Genomic DNA, 18763 nt, shown 5'->3' with positions numbered 1-18763 from the left:
ACTCTCACCTCAGAGTTAATCTTTCAATCATGGGCATGATTTCTTCAATTTTTGCGACTATGCGGTGCTGTTCGGCAAGAGGTGGAAGCGGGATAAGCAGATTACCCATTTCTTTTGCAGGCATTTGTCTTACTGCTGTTCCTGTTACTTTGCTTTCTACATAATTCGTATAGTCGGGTGACTTGAAATAACTTGATATATAACCAAACAAGGATTTATCCAACAGTCTAATTATAAGCATTTGTGCGCATATAAAGCCCGTATCGAATTGTTCATTAGCTTCAAATTTCGCTGTTTTTCCTACACTTCCCCTAAGTAAGCAGATTATATCCCCGTCTACAAGTTTGCCATTGCCAAGTTCATCATACTTTTGTTGTGATATAAATCGAACATTCTGAAAGCTCATCATATCACCATCAATGTCTTTAGCTCCAAAGAAAGGGATACCAATCTCAACATAGTCTGCTTCAACAGGGTATTTACTACTTCTATCTCCATTCTCTAAAATAGCTAAGTCGGATAGTTTACACCACACCCAACTATCGGGAATCTCATAAGGAATTTTATCCCTTGTTATGATGGCCGATTCGTGCTTGTCCTTCTTGATTTTTCCCTGTTTTATAAGTTCCTGTTTTTTTGCTCTGATACGTTCAAGAAGTACACTTGCAGGTTCATCAAAAGGATTTTGAGGAACAAGTTTTCCTTGTACAGACTCCTGTAAAATAGACTTTTTCAGCATTTCTGGGAATGATGTGTTTAAGGCTGTAAGCTGTGTTTCTGCTTGCTCATACTTCTCTATGAATGGAAGGAGTTGTTCTATCTTGGCTACTATGCGGTGTTGTTCGGAGAGAGGCGGGAGAGGGATAATGCATTCTGATAATTGATTTAGATAAAATCCTTTTTGAGCTGTTCCCGTGGCTTCTCGTACTATTTTATCCTGAAAAAAAGGATTATCAAAGAAATATTTAAGATAATAATTATAGATTAATGTGCTTATTACCGTAACACTTCTTTGAAAACAAATATTGTGTCCCCCTTGAAAGACGCAGCTTCTGCCAAGCGAACCAACTGACGTGAAAAAAACATCTCCTACTGAAACTTTTGTACGTGAATTTTCTTTTTCAAAGATTTCTTTATTTAAATATCGTACCTTATTAAGTTCTACAAGTGTGTTATGATTTATATTTGTAGATGAAAGCATATAGTATTGTGTAGTGGATTTTTCGCCTTTTGGGGGATTATGGTCTCCATCTACAAGTTTAGTACATATACTCGACAATCTCACCCACTCCCACGACTCAGGAATCTCAAACGGTATATCGTCCGAAATATCCCGTATCTCCTTGCCAATCTGCTCACAGAAGGCATAAGGCAAATTATGGGTAGCGCCTCTGAATATCTCCGAGGATTTCTTATCCTTTTTGATTTTGCCTGCCTTGATAAGCTCCTGTTTTTCGGCTTTGATACGCCGGAGCAGTACGCTTGCAGGCTCATCACCCGGATCTTGCGGAACGAGTTTGCCCTGCACCGCCATCTGGAGTATGGAGTTTTTAAGCTGCTGTGCTGTCATGTCAAGTCCTCCATATTGCTGATACCGAGAATGCCCGTGATCTGCTCCAGAATACGGTCAATATCCGCATTCAGGCTTGCACGCTTCTCCTGATACTGCTGGATCAGCTCTCTCGGAGGGAGTATTTCTTCTTCCTCATGAGGGAAACCGCAGAGGTCAATATTATAGCTTCTCTCCGCAAGCTCCTCAACTGTGTACTTCTTCGCCTTGTCAAAGCCGTCAATGGTGATCTCCTGTCGGTCGCTCCACCACTCAACAGCAGGAGCAAAGTGTTCGAGCTTCATAGGCTTGGTCTTGGAGAAGTTCTTGTATCCGTCGGGCATATCCAGACGATAGAACCATGTTTCCTTCGTCGAGCCTGTCCTGTCAAAGAACAGGATATTTGTAGTAATAGAGGTGTACGGAGCAAAAACGCTGTGCGGCATACGAATGACAGTGTGCAGATTGAACTCGCTCATCAGCTTTTTCTTGATAGCGACCTTTGCGTTATCCGTACCAAACAGGAAACCGTCAGGGAGAATGACCGCAGCTCTGCCGTTCTGCTTCAGGCGGTACATAATGACCGACATGAACAGGTCAGCAGTCTCACTGCTTGCGAGATCAGACGGAAAATGATTCTTGACTTCCGTTTTCTCGCTGCCGCCGTATGGTGGATTCATCAGAACCACATCAAACTGATCGTCCTCCGTATAGTCAAGAACATCCTTTAACAGCGAATTATCATGATATACTCTCGGTGTGTCAATATCATGGAGCAGAAGGTTTGTGACACAAAGCATATACGGGAACTGCTTCTTTTCAATACCGTAAACCGAGGTATCAAACGCCGCTCTGTCCTCAACAGTCTTTTTCTGTGATTCAAGGGCTTTGAGCCAACTGATGATAAATCCGCCCGTACCGCAGGCAAAATCAGCCATCTTTTCACCGATTACAGGCTTTATCATCTGTGCCATGAAGTCAGTCACAGCACGGGGCGTGTAAAACTCACCGGCAGAGCCTGCACTTTGCAACTCTTTCAGGATAGACTCATAAATATCGCCAAATGCGTGGCTTTCCTCATAATTGGTAAGGTCAAGCTCATCAATGACGTTGACTACCTGGCGAAGCAGAACACCGTCCTTCATGTAGTTGTTGGTGTCCTCAAATGTTGTCTTGACGATAGCCTTATTGATAGGCGTAGTCTTGGAAACTTGTATGCCTTTCAGCGTGGGAAACAGCGTATTATTGACGAAATCAAGCAGATCATCACCTGTCAAAGCTGTACCCTTGCCGTCATCTACCGCCCAATTACGCCAACGGCAATCTTCGGGGATAATAGACTCATAGGCATCATCATCAAATTCCCAATCTTCTTCCTTTGTGTCGTAAACCTTGAGAAACAGCAGCCAAGCGATCTGCTCAATACGCTGTGCATCACCGTTGATACCTGCATCGTTTCTCATAATATCCCGTAATCTCTTTACGAAATTACTTAAACTGCTCATATTTTAAACCACCTTGTAAATTTCTTCTTCAAGCTCTTTTACAGCCTTTTTATATCCTTCCTTACCACCAAACAACTTAACGATTGCCGCAGGCTTGCCCATACGGATAAAAGGATCAAGCTTTAATACCTGTGTGTCCTCTATCTGATAAATGCCCTCGTTTGAGTACATATCAAGCAGGGCTTCCAGAACTTCTTTCGCAAGACCATTATATTTGCTGATAAAATCACGTTTCTTTACATCGTTTGCACGTTCTTTTCGGGTCAATGGTTTCTTATCAAACGCTATGTGTATTATAAAATCAAAATCGTCTATATCGCCCATACCCTGTGATTCTTTTAAGGCCTGAATATCTATCCCGTGTTCTTTAAACAGCTCTGAAATAGTGCGTTTCTTTTCTTCACTATTCCAGCTTCTGATAAAATGTTCTAGATCGGCAAATTCTCCTAAAATGTTTGTCTTTGTATAATCTATGATATTCTCGTGACGAAGAAGCTTACCATCCGCATCATAAACCGATACCACTTTGTTTATAATTCGTACAGTACAGCCATCTACACCGACATACGGTTTAGGCTGTGGCTCAGGATGTGGTAATGGAGAATCAACAGGGCCGTCAGTATCGATCTTAGGTTCTGGAGAATGATAATTTGAATCAATTTCGACCGGCCCATCCCAGCCTTCATCATAGAACAGCCTTGTCACACCTCTGAAATCCATAACTACAAAGTGCGTCTTGCCCTCTTTTTCACGCAGTCTGGTACCTCTGCCGATGATCTGCTTGAACTCGGTCATAGAGCCGATATTCTCATCAAGCACTATCAGCTTTGTCATTTTGCAGTCAGCACCCGTAGACAGGAGCTTGGAAGTCGTAGCGATAACAGGATAAGGAGAGCCGACAGAGATGAAGTAATCAAGCTTGCTCTTGCCGTACTCGTCCGAGCCTGTGATACGCACCACATAATCAGGATTCTGAGCAACCATATCCTTATTGAAGTTGACAAGAGCCACTCTCATACGCTCCGCAGCATCCTCAGTCGCACAGAATACTATCGTTTTCTGCATACGGTCTGTGCTGATAAGGTAGTTCGTAATTTCAAGGGCAACCTGGTTGATTCTGTCCTGAATGATGATATTGTAGTCATAGTCGGTATTGTTGTATATCCTGTCCTCAATTTCGTTGCCGTAATAATCTCGCTGTCCTTTCAGCGGTCTCCAGCCGTCACTAATGTCTGTTGTGATGCTGATGACCTTAAACGGGGCGAGAAATCCGTCTTCAATGCCGTTTTTGAGGGAGTATGTGTAGATTGGTTCACCAAAATACGAAATGTTAGAAGTATATGTTGTCTCCTTCGGAGTAGCGGTCATACCTATCTGTGTAGCCGAGGAGAAGTATTTCAGTATCCTGCGCCACTTGCTATCCTCTTTGGCGCTGCCTCTGTGACACTCATCTACGATAATAAGGTCAAAGAAATCCTTGTCAAACAGCTCGGAGAAATGCTCCTTATCATCATCACCGATCAACTGCTGATACAGCGAGAAATAGACCTGATGTGAGGTGATAGTGGTTTTGTTATCCTTAGCAACATTGATCTTGTGGATGACCTTTTCAAGCGGAGAGAAATCCTGCTGTATAGACTGATCCACAAGAATATTCCTGTCGGCAAGATACAGTATCTTACGCTTCATACCGCTTTTCAGCAGACGGTACACGATCTGGAACGCAGTATAGGTCTTGCCCGTGCCTGTTGCCATGACGAGCAGGAGTCTCATTACACCACGAGCAATAGCATCAACAGTACGGTTTACTGCCACTCGCTGATAATATCTTGGCTCGTAGGTATTCTGGCTTGAATAGTAAGGCTGGCTGATGACTGCAAGCTCATTCCCTGACAGCCCTTGCCCGCCGTTCGCATTTGCCTTGTATCGTTCCATAAGCTCATTAGGTGTAGGGAAATCATCAAGTGCGATTTCACGCTCCATACCTGTCAGCATATCGTGTTCATAGAAAGCATCACCATTGGAGCTGTAAACGAAAGGTACATCCATCATCTGAGCATAAGCTATAGCCTGTTGTAAGCCGAATGATACGCTATGGTTATTGTCCTTAGCCTCAACTATCGCTATGGGGAAACTGCTGCTCCAATACAGAACATAATCGGCAAACTTGGCGCTTTTCTTATCACGATGGACAAAGTTACCGTTCAGACAGATCTTACCGTCGGTGATCCTTGTTTCCATTGTAATTCTGTTTTTATCCCACTTATCAAGAATAGCAGGAGTAATGAATTGAAGCTTTATATCCTCTTCTGACATTTCTTTTTTTGCAAGTATGGTCATTGTCACACCTCCACTTCAGATAAGATAAAATTATAAGAAGTTATATATTCACATCACATTATACCACATTTCCCACAAATAGTCAATCATTTAGCTGCGTTTTTTATTGCTTTGTAATAAAAATGAAGTAAAGTCACTAAATTTAAGGTAGAAAAAAAGCAGCCTTCCGACTCCTTAAAAAGCCGAAAAGCTGCCATAACAAAATTCAAAAATATCAGCTCAGCGAACTAATATAATACCCTAGTGTACTCTTAGGATTAAGCTCCGAAAGATCAACAGCTACGCCTACCGCCATGCCTAGCCGCTCGCGGTCTGCCTGCGATACGTCGAACTCTATGCCCCACGCGTTGCCGTCTATGTTTATCCACGCCGTCGGGCCGAACGTTCCGCCGTCAAGCGTTGCGCCCTCCAGGCTCGGGCAAATGGCTTTCAGCTCGTTGTACGTCATTCCAACCTGCACGCCCTCGGTGATGTATCCGCCCGGCGTGACGTGTATCGCGTACGGGAAATCAAGCGTGCCGATGTTCTGTATGTCCGTGGTGTAAAAGCCTATCTTTGTGTTCGGATACACGTCGTCGTTCTCGACAGCGATGATGTTTTCCTGCCCCACTGATATAAAATCCATGCTGAAATCGTCGCCAAGCTCGGCAAAAATATCGTCCGCCGTTTCGTAGATAAGGTCGTTCGCATACACCGTGTCGTCGTAAATGTCATACGGCGCAAGCGTGGTCACGGGCTTAGTCGTGGTCGCCTCGGCGGTCGTTGTGGTGGTAGTTTCCGTCGGCTGAGCGGCGCTGTCAGATTTTTCGTCTGCCGAACTTCCGCCGACTTCGATAAGAAAAGTCGCCGAATGTTCGTCACCATCTGAATCATAATGGCTCTCAGTGATCCTGAAATCACCCGCATTGTCCACACCAATGCAAGCCTGAGCCTTGCAGGAGCTTCCTATAGGCGCTTCATTTGGGTTTCTCGCAACGTCGCCCGGGTAACTGTAACCCATAACGCCATTGCTGTCTATTATGGTGTCCTCCATGTCAAAGAAAATGCCCTTTGCTATGCCGTCCTCGTCCTCGTAACCGATGTTTGTATATTCGTAGTCCACGATATAGACCGCCGCAGGATTTTCGTCCGCATACTCATTGCGCTCAGCCGTTTCCGTGACGCCTGTAACGGTAAGCGACCACTGCCCATCAACCGTCCAAGTTTCGCCAATGGTGTAGTAGTCTTTCTTCTTGCTTTTTTTGTCGCTGCCTGAATCGCTGTCAGAACAAGCGGTGAGCAGCAACAGCGCACCCGTGAGGACTATTGCTGTTAGCTTTTTTATGGTCATTTGGTTGCACCCCCTATATCTTGATCTCGATAGCAAGCAGCTTTTCCTCAGTTTTCTCGATCTCTTCAAAAACTACGCCTTTCGTTCTTACAATGTACCTGTCCACCGTTTCATGAAGGTCGTTTTTGATAGCTTTTGCCGTCTTTACGTTTATCTTTATCTCTGCAAAAAGCTTTTTCATAAGCTCTTTGGTAACATCCTGGTTCATGAATTTCAGTATTTTTCCCGTTGATTCGGCGATCCTTTCCACCTGCTGACTTACTTCTTCTTTGAAAGCCTTTGTTGCGTCAAAAAACATTATTGGGTCGTTCAGCAGCTTTAACGCGTCCATACCAAAAACGATCGCGTAATACTCTTGTGACAGCTGCTGATAATAATTATACGCATCGTTAAACTCGTTATTTAGTTTCATTACAGACTTAAAAACAAACATTCCGAATTCATTGTTTATTTCCTCTTCAAACTTATCGAGCTTATGATGCTTTCGCAGAACAAAGCTTGTACTTGCCACCATATCATGAAGCTTATCGTGCTCGCTGCGAAACATTTCGTTGGCGTGCTCTTTTATTTTATACGGCACTTTTACCTTGTAATTGTTCCACAAGTTGCGGATAATGCAGTTTACTACCTCTTCGCGTCCAAACTTTTTTACCTCGCCAGAAATAAGTTTTTTCTCATAGTTGTTTACAAATATCACCGAGTCAGCCGAAACGCCGCCGTCTTCAACTATGCGCCTTTTCATGCGCTCCGCTCTGTCGTCGTTTTCAGACTTGCAGTGAGTTATCACAACGTTTACGTTGTTTTTCTCAGCTATAAGGTTGTTTATTATGCTTATCTCAAAATCTTCCACTCTGTCAGAGTCGGCGCTAAGGCAGTAGATTATGGTGCTGAACCATTCGTTGATAGAGTGCTTGTCGTACTCCGCTACTTTGTCGATTATCTGCTTGTGCCATTCGTCCGCCTTGTCGGGTTCAAGACCCCAGCTGTCGCATATCGAAAAAGATATTCGGTCGTTATCTTTCAGCTCAAAAGAATATTCGTGCAGACCCTCCGCCGTTACGGGTTTTCCTGCACCCGTCGGTGAAACTTCTTCTCCAAATATGTAATTCAGCAGACTGCTTTTGCCAACGCCCGATTTGCCAGCTATCAGTATATTAGTTTTTATCTTGTCGCCTTCCATTATTTCCTTGCTCCTTTTTTCGTATCCTTGAACATATCAACTACAGCTTTTACTATTCTCTCTACAATTTTCTGATCCTTGCCCTTGCTGATCTCTTTCATTACCTTTTTCAGATTTTCAACAGTAAAGTAGTCGGAAATTTTGGTGATCATAAGGCCTTTCGAGCCGCCGTTCTCTATGCAGGCTTTAGTGTATTCCTCGCAGATCTTCGTTATCGCAACGCCGAGGGTAGCCGTAACAGTAGTTGCCACTGAAACATTTACCGTAGCTTTCGCCGCGCCGCCGACAAATGGGATCACCGAAAGCAGCTGAGAAGCCAGCGTTTTTCCTATATAAGAAACGAAGCCCGCTCCGGCTAAATTTTTCACAACGCCCTTCATATCATTATCTATTCCGTAGCAGCTTAAAATATCCATCGCCATTTTTACCTGTATGCCCATAAGCGGTACCGAATCGGAAAGTGGCACGGGTACAAATGATGTAGCCGTAACAATACCTGCGGCTAAAGCCGCGTATTTCGGTATCTTGTGCTTTATCATCATTTCTGCCATTTGACCCTGCGCTTTTTTGAGCGACGGGATAAAGCTTTCTCTGAGGTAATCGTCAAGATTATGATGTGCCCAGCTGTTTATCTCAGATTTCTGCACATACTCGTCGCCAAGATCGCTGTTAGTAGAATAGGTAAACACCTCAATACCGTTTATCCTATTGCGTTTTCCGGCATCGCCGACAGCGTCCTTTATCTGAGCGACTTCGTTCTCGTCAAGATTATCCACCTTTGTAATAATAACGCACACGGGGATATTTCTCGCCTGTATGTCTTTTATCAGCCTTTCATCGAGATCCATGAAGCGGTTATTTATGCAGTACCAAACCTCGTGGATGTGCATACCCAAATCCGCAGGATAATTATTTTTGCGTTCGTCGATAAGATCTATTATATTTTTGTAAAAAGCGCTGTTTTCCGGCGTAGACGAGCTTTCTACCTCGTAGCCTTCAGTGTCGAACAGGGTAATGCTCTTTGAATGATACTCGTGTATGCCCCTTGTCTGCGGCTTTCCGCTGCTTCCGACAGGAGCGGCACTATCCTTATCAAACTCGAAGAAGTCGTTTATAAGGCTGCTTTTGCCAACGCCGGTAGCTCCGCACACTATGATATTGATATTTTTTGAAGCATTTTCCTTTACTTCTTCATAGCACTTATCATAGTCAAAGTTTTTTACGTCAAATTTCTTGTTGATGTTTTCGTTCATGTCAAAAAACTCCTTTTCCTTATTGATTTGTCAATTATCAACTATAACTGACATAATAATACGTTTTTGTATGTTAATTATAACACATTCTTTTTCACTTTTGTTAAGCTGGCTGCTTAGTATAACGTTTTCGTAAGATATTTTTTTATTTTAACAAAAAACATGACACAATCCGCTTCTTATACAAATATCGCATTATTTCAAATACTTTACATCATTATATCATATTATTTCACATATTTCAACCCCTTTATAGGAAAAATTCCGACATAATGCATAATGATATAGGATAAAATATTATATATGGGGGTGCAAATAATGTACGAGAACAAATTCATGTATGACAATAATTTTGCTTTGAGGCTCTCAAAACTTCGCACACAGAAAGGTGTTTCCGCAAGGGATATGAGCTTATCTATTGGACAGAACGCAGGGTATATAAACAATATCGAAACAGGAAAAGCCCTGCCCTCTATGACCTCTTTCTTTTATATCTGCGAGTATCTGGACATTACGCCGCAGGAGTTTTTCGATGCCGACGCCGAGCAGCCAAAAGAGCTAAGTAAGCTTATCTCTGACCTGAAAAAGCTCAACAAAAGGCAGCTGGAGAACATTGCTGATATTGTTAATGATCTGGCTAATGGGAATAGGCGGTGAGAGGGTAAAAGGTAAGTTTGTACGTCTGCCACATAGACAAGACCGACACTTTGAAGCATGATTATAAGGTAAATAGGTACAGGAGAGGTGAGGTTCAGTACAAAAAAATCACAGCCCCCTCGAAAGCTGTGATTCCTTTTCAACTCAATACTCCTCCGCCAACAGCAGCGTAATATGATCCACATCGTCGATCATATACGCCCTGCTGTTTATCTCCACGTCGGTCGGTATGAAATATTCAAGCTTAGCCTCGGGGCATTCCTGCATATGATAAATGTGCAGGAATTTTTTCTGCCCCTTGACTTCTGTAACTATCTCGAAAACTTGCAGATAATCAAGCTTTCCGCTGACCTTTTCTCGCATTTGCTCTACGGCTGAAAATAACGCCACTTGCAATTCAATAGGGAAGTTTTCTGCCACGCCGCTTGTGACGTATCTGCTTCCGCTGAATGTGTATGCCATAAAATACCTCCTAATAATATTCTCCCACCAGCACCCTAGCCTCCTCGATACACTCCCTCAACATACTCCTGTCGCAAAGCATACCCTCTATCTCTTCGTTCGTGTAACCCATATCGTAAAGCAGCATAAGATCCTCCTGCGATACCCCGAACATACCACATATATCGAAAAGTTCGTCATCATCATAAGCGAGCTTTCTGTATCCATAATAGTTCCAGCCATAGCAGAACTCGTTTGGAATAAAGCTGCTTTTCTCAAAATGCCCACGCTTGTCAATGCTTATGATCTCTCCCTCTGTGACCTTTATCACTTCAAACGGCAGCTTTTCAAGGAAACTGCCTTTCAGCACGTTCTTCATAATGTCCTCGGTGGACGTGTAAACATACAGCCCTAATTGCTTGTAATGGATAAGGCAAAGCGGATTGTCGCCCTTTGCTATGAAAAGCTTGTTCTTGTCGCTAAGTATCGTGAATACAAAAGAGCCTTCTACCGCCTCTGACATTTTCGCTATGGTCTTGAAGTCAAGTCTGCCGTATTTCTCAATAAGCTGTGCGGCAACGTAGCTGTCAGTTTCTATCTTGCTTTTCGGCAGATGTTCAGACTTTGCAAGCTGGCTGTCGTTGTAAAGCACGCCGTTGTGACATAAAGCAAAAGACCCGTCCGCAGTTTTGCCTGTGAATGGGTGGTTATTGTAAATGTACCTAGCGTCGCCTTGCGTAGTCATTCTCGTGTGACCTGTGAGGATAACTGTGTCCTCTGGCACATAAAGCTTTACCTTGTGAGCAGGTTTTGCCCTCTTGAACACTTTAAGCTCGTCGTGTTTCACATAAGCTATTCCCGTTGCGTCTTTACCCCTCACCTCTGACTCGACGGATAATCTGTTGATAAGCTCTTTCATCTCGCTCCTGCTGAGCGAACGTCTGTAATTTACAAATCCAAATATCGCACACATAGTTAATCCTCCTCGCTGACAGGCTCGTTAACATAGAGCCTTTTCTCTTTCAGATACCTGATAAGTTCTGTATATTCAGGCTTTATGCCCAGCACAAAATCCGCCCAGGATTGCTTGTTCATCTCATCGTCATTAAGGCAAACTGCATTTTCGCATATGCTGTCAACAAGTTCAAGCGTCGCCATAAAGCTGTTGAATTTTAGAGTGCCCCTGAACAGCCTTATCTCCACAGTATCAGCATTTGTTATGTTAACACAGGCATATCTGCCCTTAGTGCTTTTCTTTGCCTTTTCAAGTATCTCTTTCGGCTTGTCATTGTAACCGTGTCTTGCCGCCCAGCGGTCAACGCTGTATGCAGTACGCCGTGAGAACTTGAAAAGCTCGTTCCAATGGCTCTCGAAAAAGAACATTATTCTGCTTATGACTTCTTCCTGTTCCTCGTAGGAATATCCAAGCTGCTTTCGGCCTATATGGACGTGAAGTCCGCAGGTAGACGTATTATGCGAACGGTAGCCAAGGGCAATGGCTTTTTTTACTATCTCGTCCCACGGGAATTTCTTTCGATGAAAATCTATTGAACAAGGGTGGCTGACAAGTTCCATTCCCTCGTCCAGCGAGCCGTCTGACTTTATGTAAAGCACTTCGTTCTGAACATTAGCTGTATCATAAATCTTTTCCGCATTATCATCGTATCTTCCTGCACCGTCTATCTCCAGTTCAACGCCGTAAAAACGCACGTTGTCTTCTTTCGGCAGTTTGTAAAACACGGGCTTTGGCTTGTAGTAATAATCGTTGATGTAGTCGCTGCTGTCACAGCAATCGTCATAACATTCACGGCAATAGGCATTATCGCCGCGCCAGTAAGTATCGTCTGAATGCACGATAGTTTCGCAGTTTGAACAGCGGTAATAATGATTATCATAGCAATCTGTGCAGAGGATAGTGTTTTCATCGCTCACGGTATTTCGTTCGATACAGCGGTCGCCGCAATGGTCGCATACCACAGTTTCGTTATCGTAGCAATCCTGACAAAGTATCTCGTTTTCGACTTCATAGCATTCCGCCTCGTCCTCTAAAGCGCAGCCGCAAATGCTGCAATAGGTAAGTTCGCTCATTTTAAAACTCCTTTACAAAATACAAAAATTAAAGGCAGACCCGAAAGCCTGCCTATGGTGTTCACTCGTCCTTATCTGCGATATAGGTGATGATCTCCTGCGCAATCTCCACCAGCACGCTGCCAACAAGCACGAGTATGACTTTAGCTTTGTTCATCGTAACGCCCTCCTTTCCGCATTTGCGTTACTTCACAAAGATGATGTATATTTGTAAAAGGTAAGTTTCCGAAAAGTGCCGAACTAAACCGCAGAACATTAAGATAAACCGATATTTTTTGAAAGGAATGATAAAATATGTTTGATGATATTCCCGATATACTTACCGCCAAAGAATGTCATCAGCTTTTAAAGATAGGAAAAAACTCTATGCTCCGTTATCTTAAAACAGGGGAGATAGAGGGTTTCAAGATCGGCAGCAGGTGGAGGATTTACAAGTTTAGTGTTATTGAGTTTTTGAGGAAGAGGTGAAAAAAGAACCGCCCCTGTACTGTGTTTTTCAGTACAGGGGCGGGTGCTTTACTATTGACAAGTTGTCAATATATGCTATACTAGTTATAATGATACATACATTCATATGAAAGGATGTGAAAAGTAGTTATATACTACGGCTATTATGAGTGAAATGATTGAATTTAGCATTTATGGTACGCAAGATAATTTTTGTGATGATTTTCAAGAAATAAACGAACAACTTGCACCATATAACGCAAGATTTGTAATGCCAAGCGGATTGGGTGCTGGAATACCTATTGATTCCATTATTCATATTTTTCTTCCGTTTGTTACTGAAGCGTTCAAAACTTTTGTGCTTAACGGTGGTTATGACATTTTTAAAATGCGGATATCAAAATTATATGCCAAATTTACTAAACACGCAAAAGAAAAGAATATGAATTGTGTTGTTTACATAAGCCGAGCAAAAGGACCAGATTATAATGAGATCAAAATAGAAAATCCGACTGAAGAGGTTTTACTACACACAATCGACCGTTTCTTTGACGATAATGTATAAGCAAACCTTTATGCTGGTTGATATCAATATTGACTTATTTTTGGCTGCTTTTCTCAAACTTAAAAACCTCCTCCACAGGTATCCTCCAAACACGGATACTCGGCTTGAAAGCTTTTATCTTTCCCTGATTGATAAGCTTAACCAAAGTTGGTCGGCTGAGCCGCAGCATTTTGCAAGTTTCGTTAAGAGTAAGGAATAATTTTTCTGTTTCAACATTCTTCTTGCTCACACCTAGGCACCCCCTCGAATTCGTAATAATTATCTGACGCATTAAGATAAAATTTTCTGTTTCTTGTCCTTTTGAGCAGATACTCATACAGCCTAGTATCGGTCGGCGTTGGGTCGTTAAAGCCAAGTGCACTGCTCAATGACTGCAAAAACGGATAATCCTTATTTTTGATAGTGACAGGCGATATGTGTATATCGTCGAACCAGTTCATCACGCCTAATGACGAACTATGACTATCGCAGTATATCAATCGTGCGTCCGTAATATTTGGCAAACTATCTCTGTCAAGTATCGTCGATAGATCTATCATATACTTTTTGTGCTTAGGCTTGCCGTCAATGCTTCTTTTTATGTACTTTTTCAGCCAGTAGATATTCAAAAACGACTGCGTTCTTTCCTCAACGTCAAATATCCTATAAAATTCTCTTTCGATAAAATAGCTTCTCCGCTCAAACATATGGCGCAATATCTCGATTGTAGTTGTTTCGTACGCCATTTTTCTTATGTAACTTTTGTAACATCTTAACTCCAGCCTCATAGTGTTTTTGTAGTATTCAAGCTCCGTGTCGGTAAGGTCTTGATCTATTGCCGCACGGGCTTTATTGTATACAACAAATTCTGCTATACTTGTGTTGCCCTTTTTCATCAGAGCATTGAAGGAATCTTCTCTGCGAAAATCCTTTGTGTTCTTTTCAAGCTGTTCGTTGAGTTCAAATTTGTCAGGCACGAACATTCTTCTCATAAGCATTATGTATTCCTTGATGACTGTCTCAGGTACTTTGTGTATGTCTTTAGTTATATCTATCCTAGTCAGTTCAAAATCATTTATATCGAGGTCAGGCATTCTGAACTTGATAAATTCATTGACGTAGTATATCATTTTATCAAGATCGTCCCTCATTTCAACGTGCTTTACCTCGTCTTTGAAATATGGTATCTTTCCGGTAGCTATCCTTAAAACTATCTTATAGTTCTCACCCTTTCTGTGGCGTTCTCCTTTAGAACATTTTCTCGTTCTCATATCTATACCCGACCTATTAGCTTCAAGTGAAGTCGGATAATAAAATTCACCTTTCTTTACGCACTTCTTTGGAACTGTGCCTAGCTTTTCTGTAATATATTCAAATGTAGTGTGATAAGTCAACTCGATAGTATCAATAAAATAATTGTTTTTCATTTGATCTAACTCCTTGTTTTTAGGCAAAAAATTTTATTTTATAGGATTGTTATATCAAAATAAAAAATAATTTAAAATAATGCTTGTGAATACAACATAAAGATAAAAAAATTATTTATAATATAAACAATTTATTATAGACCCGTTTAGCTTGATATAATATCATACTTTTATTACTGATATATAAGAGTAAAAATAGATATTAAGAATATTAGGGGTATAGGGGAATACCTACAGCTTTAAGCTGTTCATTTTTTTTCAAGAATACTTATCCTTATATATATATCGCTAAGTTACGCACAACTATCAATGCGAATATATTTGCGTTTCACTTTGCCAGTCGTAAAGCAATAAAGATGCTTCTAAATGGAATTTATTAGAGCGTACATATTATAAAAAGAATAAAACCGCAAGTACAAGCCGTTTTTTGAATCAACAGCGTAAAACTTGCGGTTTTTTGTTTAGAAATAAAATTCAATGTAATTATAAGGAAAAGAGTGTGCTTGATTTAGCACTCGGCTCATCTCAGCCGTATAGTATGAACGAGGTTTATATTTTAACAACAGATAAAAGATCAGAGAGCTGTTCATCGCTAAACACAGGATAGTGACCATATAGTGTGGTGTAAACTCTATCAAGAACTTCTTTGCGGCTAGTGATTTTTTGTTTCACACTATTATTGTATGCAGAATATGACTTATCGGAAGAATTATTTGTATCTTTTTGCTTTATCAACTTTATAAACTTTTCTAACCGCTTACAAAGCGTGATAACATCCTCCTTGATACGACCAGCGTTATTGTTATTTAAAACAAGCAGCTCACATCTTTTTAACGCCATAACAAAAAGCTCATAATTCTCCGCATAGTTGTTGTCATCTTTATTATCATCATTCTTCTTATCACAAGTACCAATATGACATGCCCTCAAAAGATCACGAAGTATGCGGCTCTTCTTCAAACGCTCCAAACTCTCTTGTTCCTCTTCCGAAAGACTGTCCATATCATAAACGAACAGCTTATGCTCTTGCTCCGCATTGTCCTGCGAAACGGCTTTTTCTTCTTTAAGTACCTTGCGTTCAGACGGAATGACCCTTATTTCACGTCCTAGCGGTTCCCATACGTTGCGCCTTAGTTCAGTACCTATTTGGCTTTTACCATATGTTTCAGTTGAAGTGCCGTACCAATCAACAAGTGTGTCACGGCCAATGCAGTTACTGTCCGAACGCTCACTGATAAGAAAATGCCATACTCCCAACAGGAAACAGTCGGCGGTAAAGTTAAACTGTTTATCTACCATTTCTCTTTTGGTCGTGCTTTTGCCGTTCCCGAAAATGTAAAACGTTGTATCGTCGGCAATGTCCTTATCATCTCTTATCGCTCTGAGCAGTTCGTCGACCATTTGTCTGCACTTATTTTCATCAATGCAATACAAAACAAATTCAGCCATAAACGCAAGCGCTATCGGAGTATCTGACTGTACATCTTCTATAAATGCCGCTTTTATCTCATCTTTTTCCAGCATAAGAAATTTAAAATTAAAGAGTTCCTTTTTGCAATTTATCAGATTGCTGTTCAGGCTTTTCAGTGTGTCTGATCGTTCATTATCATCAGTATACCAATTCAAAGTAAGCGCAGAGATAAAATACTTGAAGATAGTTGTCGAAATTACAGTATTATTTGCTCCCAAAAATCTTTTTTCTGCTATAGCTTTATCTTTTCTGGTATACCTTGACAAGAGTTTCAAAAAGATACCTAGAGAAAGATACGAACTTTTCTGAGTTTCTTCCATTTGAATGTTTCCTCCTTTTCAACATAAATCAGCGCATATGTACAAGTAGCATAAAAATCGCTCTGAAACTTTGTGAGTATTCACTTGGCGTTAACCCGTTAACATCTTTGCGTTAACGGTTCTTGGTGTGATAAACTCTAAACAGACAGATGATCTGATAGAGATAAAGTACAACAAAAATACTATGTGTCAGCAGCTTTGTAGTGCTTCTATTATATCACTTATTTACAGATATTTCAACTACTACTTGCTTAAAAGGAGAGCTTCTTATGAAAACTTTATTATTAACTCCAAAATTGCCGCAGGAGTATATACTGAAAGACGGCTGTTATTACAACTCAAAAGGCAAGATAACGGAATGGTCGATAATGCAATTAGAGTTTTATTCCACTATCAATACCCAGCACAATTGTACTAAGTACGTCAGATTTCACATCAAGCTAGCTGAGCAGGATAAGACGTATAGTTTCGATTGTCCGCTAGCACTTGCGATAGAGGGAAAGGCTTTAGACATCTTTTTCGACTATCAAATATACGCACTTTGCAGCGACAACCTGTTTTCAAAATTCATATCGTCGGTAGTGAAACTGAGCGTATTCGGTCAAACTCCTGAGGATAACTACGCCATAGATCAAGGCTATCTGAAACTGCAAAACGGCAAGATCGTTTTCGGATTAGGCAACGAAGTTGTCAATGCTTCCGACGAAGACCCTGTTATCTCTGAAAGCACTATAAAGCTAAAGAAAAGCGATAACAGCGGCGACTTTACTTCATATCTCGACAAGCTTATAAATTCATCATCATTCCCGCCGGCGGCATTCATAGCGTCCTTAGTTGCTTATGTCAAGCCGATGTTTGAGAACGAGCTAGACGAATATGGTTTTACCATATTCATTTACGCCGATTCAGGGCTTGGCAAAACGGAATTTTCAAAGCTGCTCAGTGATATTTTTGAAGATCACGACAACATCGTTTCATTGTCCAGCGATAAATATGCAATCAAGAAAGCCGCAAAGCTGAAAGATTCATTGATAGTTATCGACGACCTGAATCGCACGGTATCATCGAGGATAAGAAATTCCAACGAAGCAAAGCTCTGCGACTTTATACAAATGAATCAAAGCAGCGGCAACTGCCACTACAAAGACATCGAGGTGAAACTCGACAACATAGCTATCGTCACAGCAGAATATGTCATCAAAAACAACAGCACCATAAACAGGTGTCTGCTAGTCCAGCTTGAAAACGCCTTTGACAGCGATGAACTTACTCTGTTGAAAAAAGAGCACGGAAAGTACATTGCGTTTCTAAAAGACTTCATCTTGTGGCTGTGCTGGAATTATGAAAAAATATCCGATGAATCAGCGTATTACAAAAGCAAGAACGATAATAGCAATATCGGCAATGAAAATAGCGGCAAGCTAAAGCGGATAATGCGTACCTATCAGATACTTTGTATCACGCTGGATATTTTTAAACGCTATCTTAAAGAACAGCACGATCTTACGGACGAGCATATCAAAGACTTATCTAACATATGCAAGACCTCGATAGAAAACTGTATCAACGACACGATAGACCATTGTTTGACAGATGATAATAAGATAGGCAGAGAATTTATCGACGAGATACTTCTCGGCATATTCCAAGAGGACATTGTGTCCGCAGATTTTGCTGAATATTCCAAAGAAGCGAAAAAAGCAAGAAAAAACAAATATCTGCAACGATACGTCTTTTATTTTGACGGCTCTTACCTTTGCGTTGAGGCTGACGTTTTGACAAATTGGCTGAAAACCAGATTAGAGCTTGAGGTAGTACCCAGTAAACAAAAAGTATCGGCGCAGTTAAGATATTATGGCCTGCTCAAAGTTATCGGCGGCGAGTACACATCTACTATTTCAGAGGACAAGAGCAGAAAATATTATCAGCTATACTTGCAGAGATTGAAAGAATGTCAGGCTGAGATCGCCAATATATCGGCAGACGAAGTGCATTATTGGTGGGATGGTTCTTCAAGTTCGTCTGATTATGGCAGTTGGGGAGATAACTCGAACGACTGTTTTGAAAACATAGATGACCAAGAGCCTTATTAACTCCATACTAACTGCAGTTTTCTAAAGAATAGAAAGAAAGTCGAACAACGCCCATAAAAAGGAGCAAAGTCTTATTTTACACTAATACATTATTTTCAAGATACCAAGGAGGTAAGCA

At 41.3% G+C, this 18763-nt stretch carries 16 protein-coding genes; 4 read left to right on the top strand and 12 right to left on the bottom strand.

The window, feature by feature from the left end; translation table 11 throughout:
• Nucleotides 1-4 precede the first annotated feature (4 nt).
• From OCV57_RS07380 to OCV57_RS07355, 6 genes are all read right to left on the bottom strand, one after another.
• Nucleotides 5-1570 carry a restriction endonuclease subunit S gene (locus OCV57_RS07380; protein ID WP_267301020.1) on the bottom strand — a complete coding sequence of 522 codons (1566 nt, stop codon included), beginning with the start codon at nt 1568-1570 and terminating at the stop codon, nt 5-7.
• The gene (locus OCV57_RS07375; RefSeq protein WP_267301018.1) at nt 1567-3054 is read right to left on the bottom strand and encodes a class I SAM-dependent DNA methyltransferase; all 1488 of its coding nucleotides are present in this window, start codon (nt 3052-3054) and stop codon (nt 1567-1569) included. Before OCV57_RS07375 ends, OCV57_RS07380 begins: the two co-directional genes overlap by 4 nt.
• Nucleotides 3055-3057: 3 nt before the next feature.
• Nucleotides 3058-5394: an EcoAI/FtnUII family type I restriction enzme subunit R gene (gene hsdR, locus OCV57_RS07370; RefSeq protein WP_267301017.1), complete on the bottom strand. Its 2337-nt coding sequence runs from the start codon at nt 5392-5394 to the stop codon at nt 3058-3060.
• 214 nt (nt 5395-5608) lie between these two features.
• Complete coding sequence (locus OCV57_RS07365) at nt 5609-6724, bottom strand: hypothetical protein (RefSeq protein ID WP_267301016.1); 1116 nt, start codon at nt 6722-6724, stop codon at nt 5609-5611.
• A 13-nt stretch (nt 6725-6737) separates the two neighbouring features.
• A complete protein-coding gene (locus tag OCV57_RS07360; RefSeq protein WP_267301015.1) occupies nt 6738-7904 on the bottom strand; it encodes a GTPase in 1167 nt (388 codons plus the stop codon).
• Nucleotides 7904-9157, bottom strand: a complete 1254-nt coding sequence (locus tag OCV57_RS07355) for a GTPase (protein WP_267301014.1) — start codon at nt 9155-9157, stop codon at nt 7904-7906. The genes OCV57_RS07360 and OCV57_RS07355 overlap by 1 nt, the downstream gene beginning before the upstream one ends.
• A gap of 336 nt (nt 9158-9493) precedes the next feature.
• On the opposite strand from OCV57_RS07355, the gene OCV57_RS07350 reads away from it, so the two are divergent.
• Entirely contained in the window at nt 9494-9814 is a 321-nt protein-coding gene (locus OCV57_RS07350) for a helix-turn-helix domain-containing protein (protein ID WP_118054467.1), read from the top strand.
• Nucleotides 9815-9958: 144 nt separating this feature from the next.
• On the opposite strand, the gene OCV57_RS07345 is transcribed toward OCV57_RS07350, so the two are convergent.
• From OCV57_RS07345 to OCV57_RS07335, 3 genes are read right to left on the bottom strand one after another with little or no spacing between them, the layout of a single operon-like run.
• Entirely contained in the window at nt 9959-10276 is a 318-nt protein-coding gene (locus OCV57_RS07345) for a DUF960 domain-containing protein (RefSeq protein WP_267301013.1), read from the bottom strand.
• Nucleotides 10277-10286: 10 nt separating this feature from the next.
• Nucleotides 10287-11228 carry a class II glutamine amidotransferase gene (locus tag OCV57_RS07340; RefSeq protein ID WP_267301011.1) on the bottom strand — a complete coding sequence of 314 codons (942 nt, stop codon included), beginning with the start codon at nt 11226-11228 and terminating at the stop codon, nt 10287-10289.
• A 2-nt stretch (nt 11229-11230) separates the two neighbouring features.
• Complete coding sequence (locus tag OCV57_RS07335; protein WP_267301009.1) at nt 11231-12343, bottom strand: amidoligase family protein; 1113 nt, start codon at nt 12341-12343, stop codon at nt 11231-11233.
• A gap of 294 nt (nt 12344-12637) precedes the next feature.
• On the opposite strand from OCV57_RS07335, the gene OCV57_RS07330 reads away from it, so the two are divergent.
• Complete coding sequence (locus tag OCV57_RS07330; protein ID WP_267301007.1) at nt 12638-12811, top strand: helix-turn-helix domain-containing protein; 174 nt, start codon at nt 12638-12640, stop codon at nt 12809-12811.
• A gap of 145 nt (nt 12812-12956) precedes the next feature.
• Nucleotides 12957-13355, top strand: coding sequence for a hypothetical protein (locus OCV57_RS07325; protein ID WP_117891918.1), 399 nt, complete (start codon nt 12957-12959; stop codon nt 13353-13355).
• A 34-nt stretch (nt 13356-13389) separates the two neighbouring features.
• Here OCV57_RS07325 and OCV57_RS07320 read toward each other — a convergent pair whose 3' ends face one another.
• From OCV57_RS07320 to OCV57_RS07310, 3 genes are all read right to left on the bottom strand, one after another.
• A complete protein-coding gene (locus OCV57_RS07320) occupies nt 13390-13584 on the bottom strand; it encodes a helix-turn-helix domain-containing protein (RefSeq protein WP_267301006.1) in 195 nt (64 codons plus the stop codon).
• Nucleotides 13565-14761 carry a hypothetical protein gene (locus OCV57_RS07315; protein ID WP_267301005.1) on the bottom strand — a complete coding sequence of 399 codons (1197 nt, stop codon included), beginning with the start codon at nt 14759-14761 and terminating at the stop codon, nt 13565-13567. The genes OCV57_RS07320 and OCV57_RS07315 overlap by 20 nt, the downstream gene beginning before the upstream one ends.
• Before the next feature lie 549 nt (nt 14762-15310).
• On the bottom strand, nt 15311-16552 hold the full coding sequence (locus tag OCV57_RS07310) for a hypothetical protein (RefSeq protein WP_267301004.1): 1242 nt from the start codon (nt 16550-16552) through the stop codon (nt 15311-15313).
• A gap of 269 nt (nt 16553-16821) precedes the next feature.
• On the opposite strand from OCV57_RS07310, the gene OCV57_RS07305 reads away from it, so the two are divergent.
• A complete protein-coding gene (locus tag OCV57_RS07305) occupies nt 16822-18645 on the top strand; it encodes a hypothetical protein (RefSeq protein WP_267301003.1) in 1824 nt (607 codons plus the stop codon).
• Nucleotides 18646-18763 lie beyond the last annotated feature (118 nt).

The sequence above is a fragment of the Hominimerdicola aceti genome (assembly GCF_025567495.1).
Taxonomy (GTDB): domain Bacteria; phylum Bacillota; class Clostridia; order Oscillospirales; family Ruminococcaceae; genus Hominimerdicola; species Hominimerdicola aceti.
This window is presented reverse-complemented; position numbering and strand designations above follow the sequence as displayed.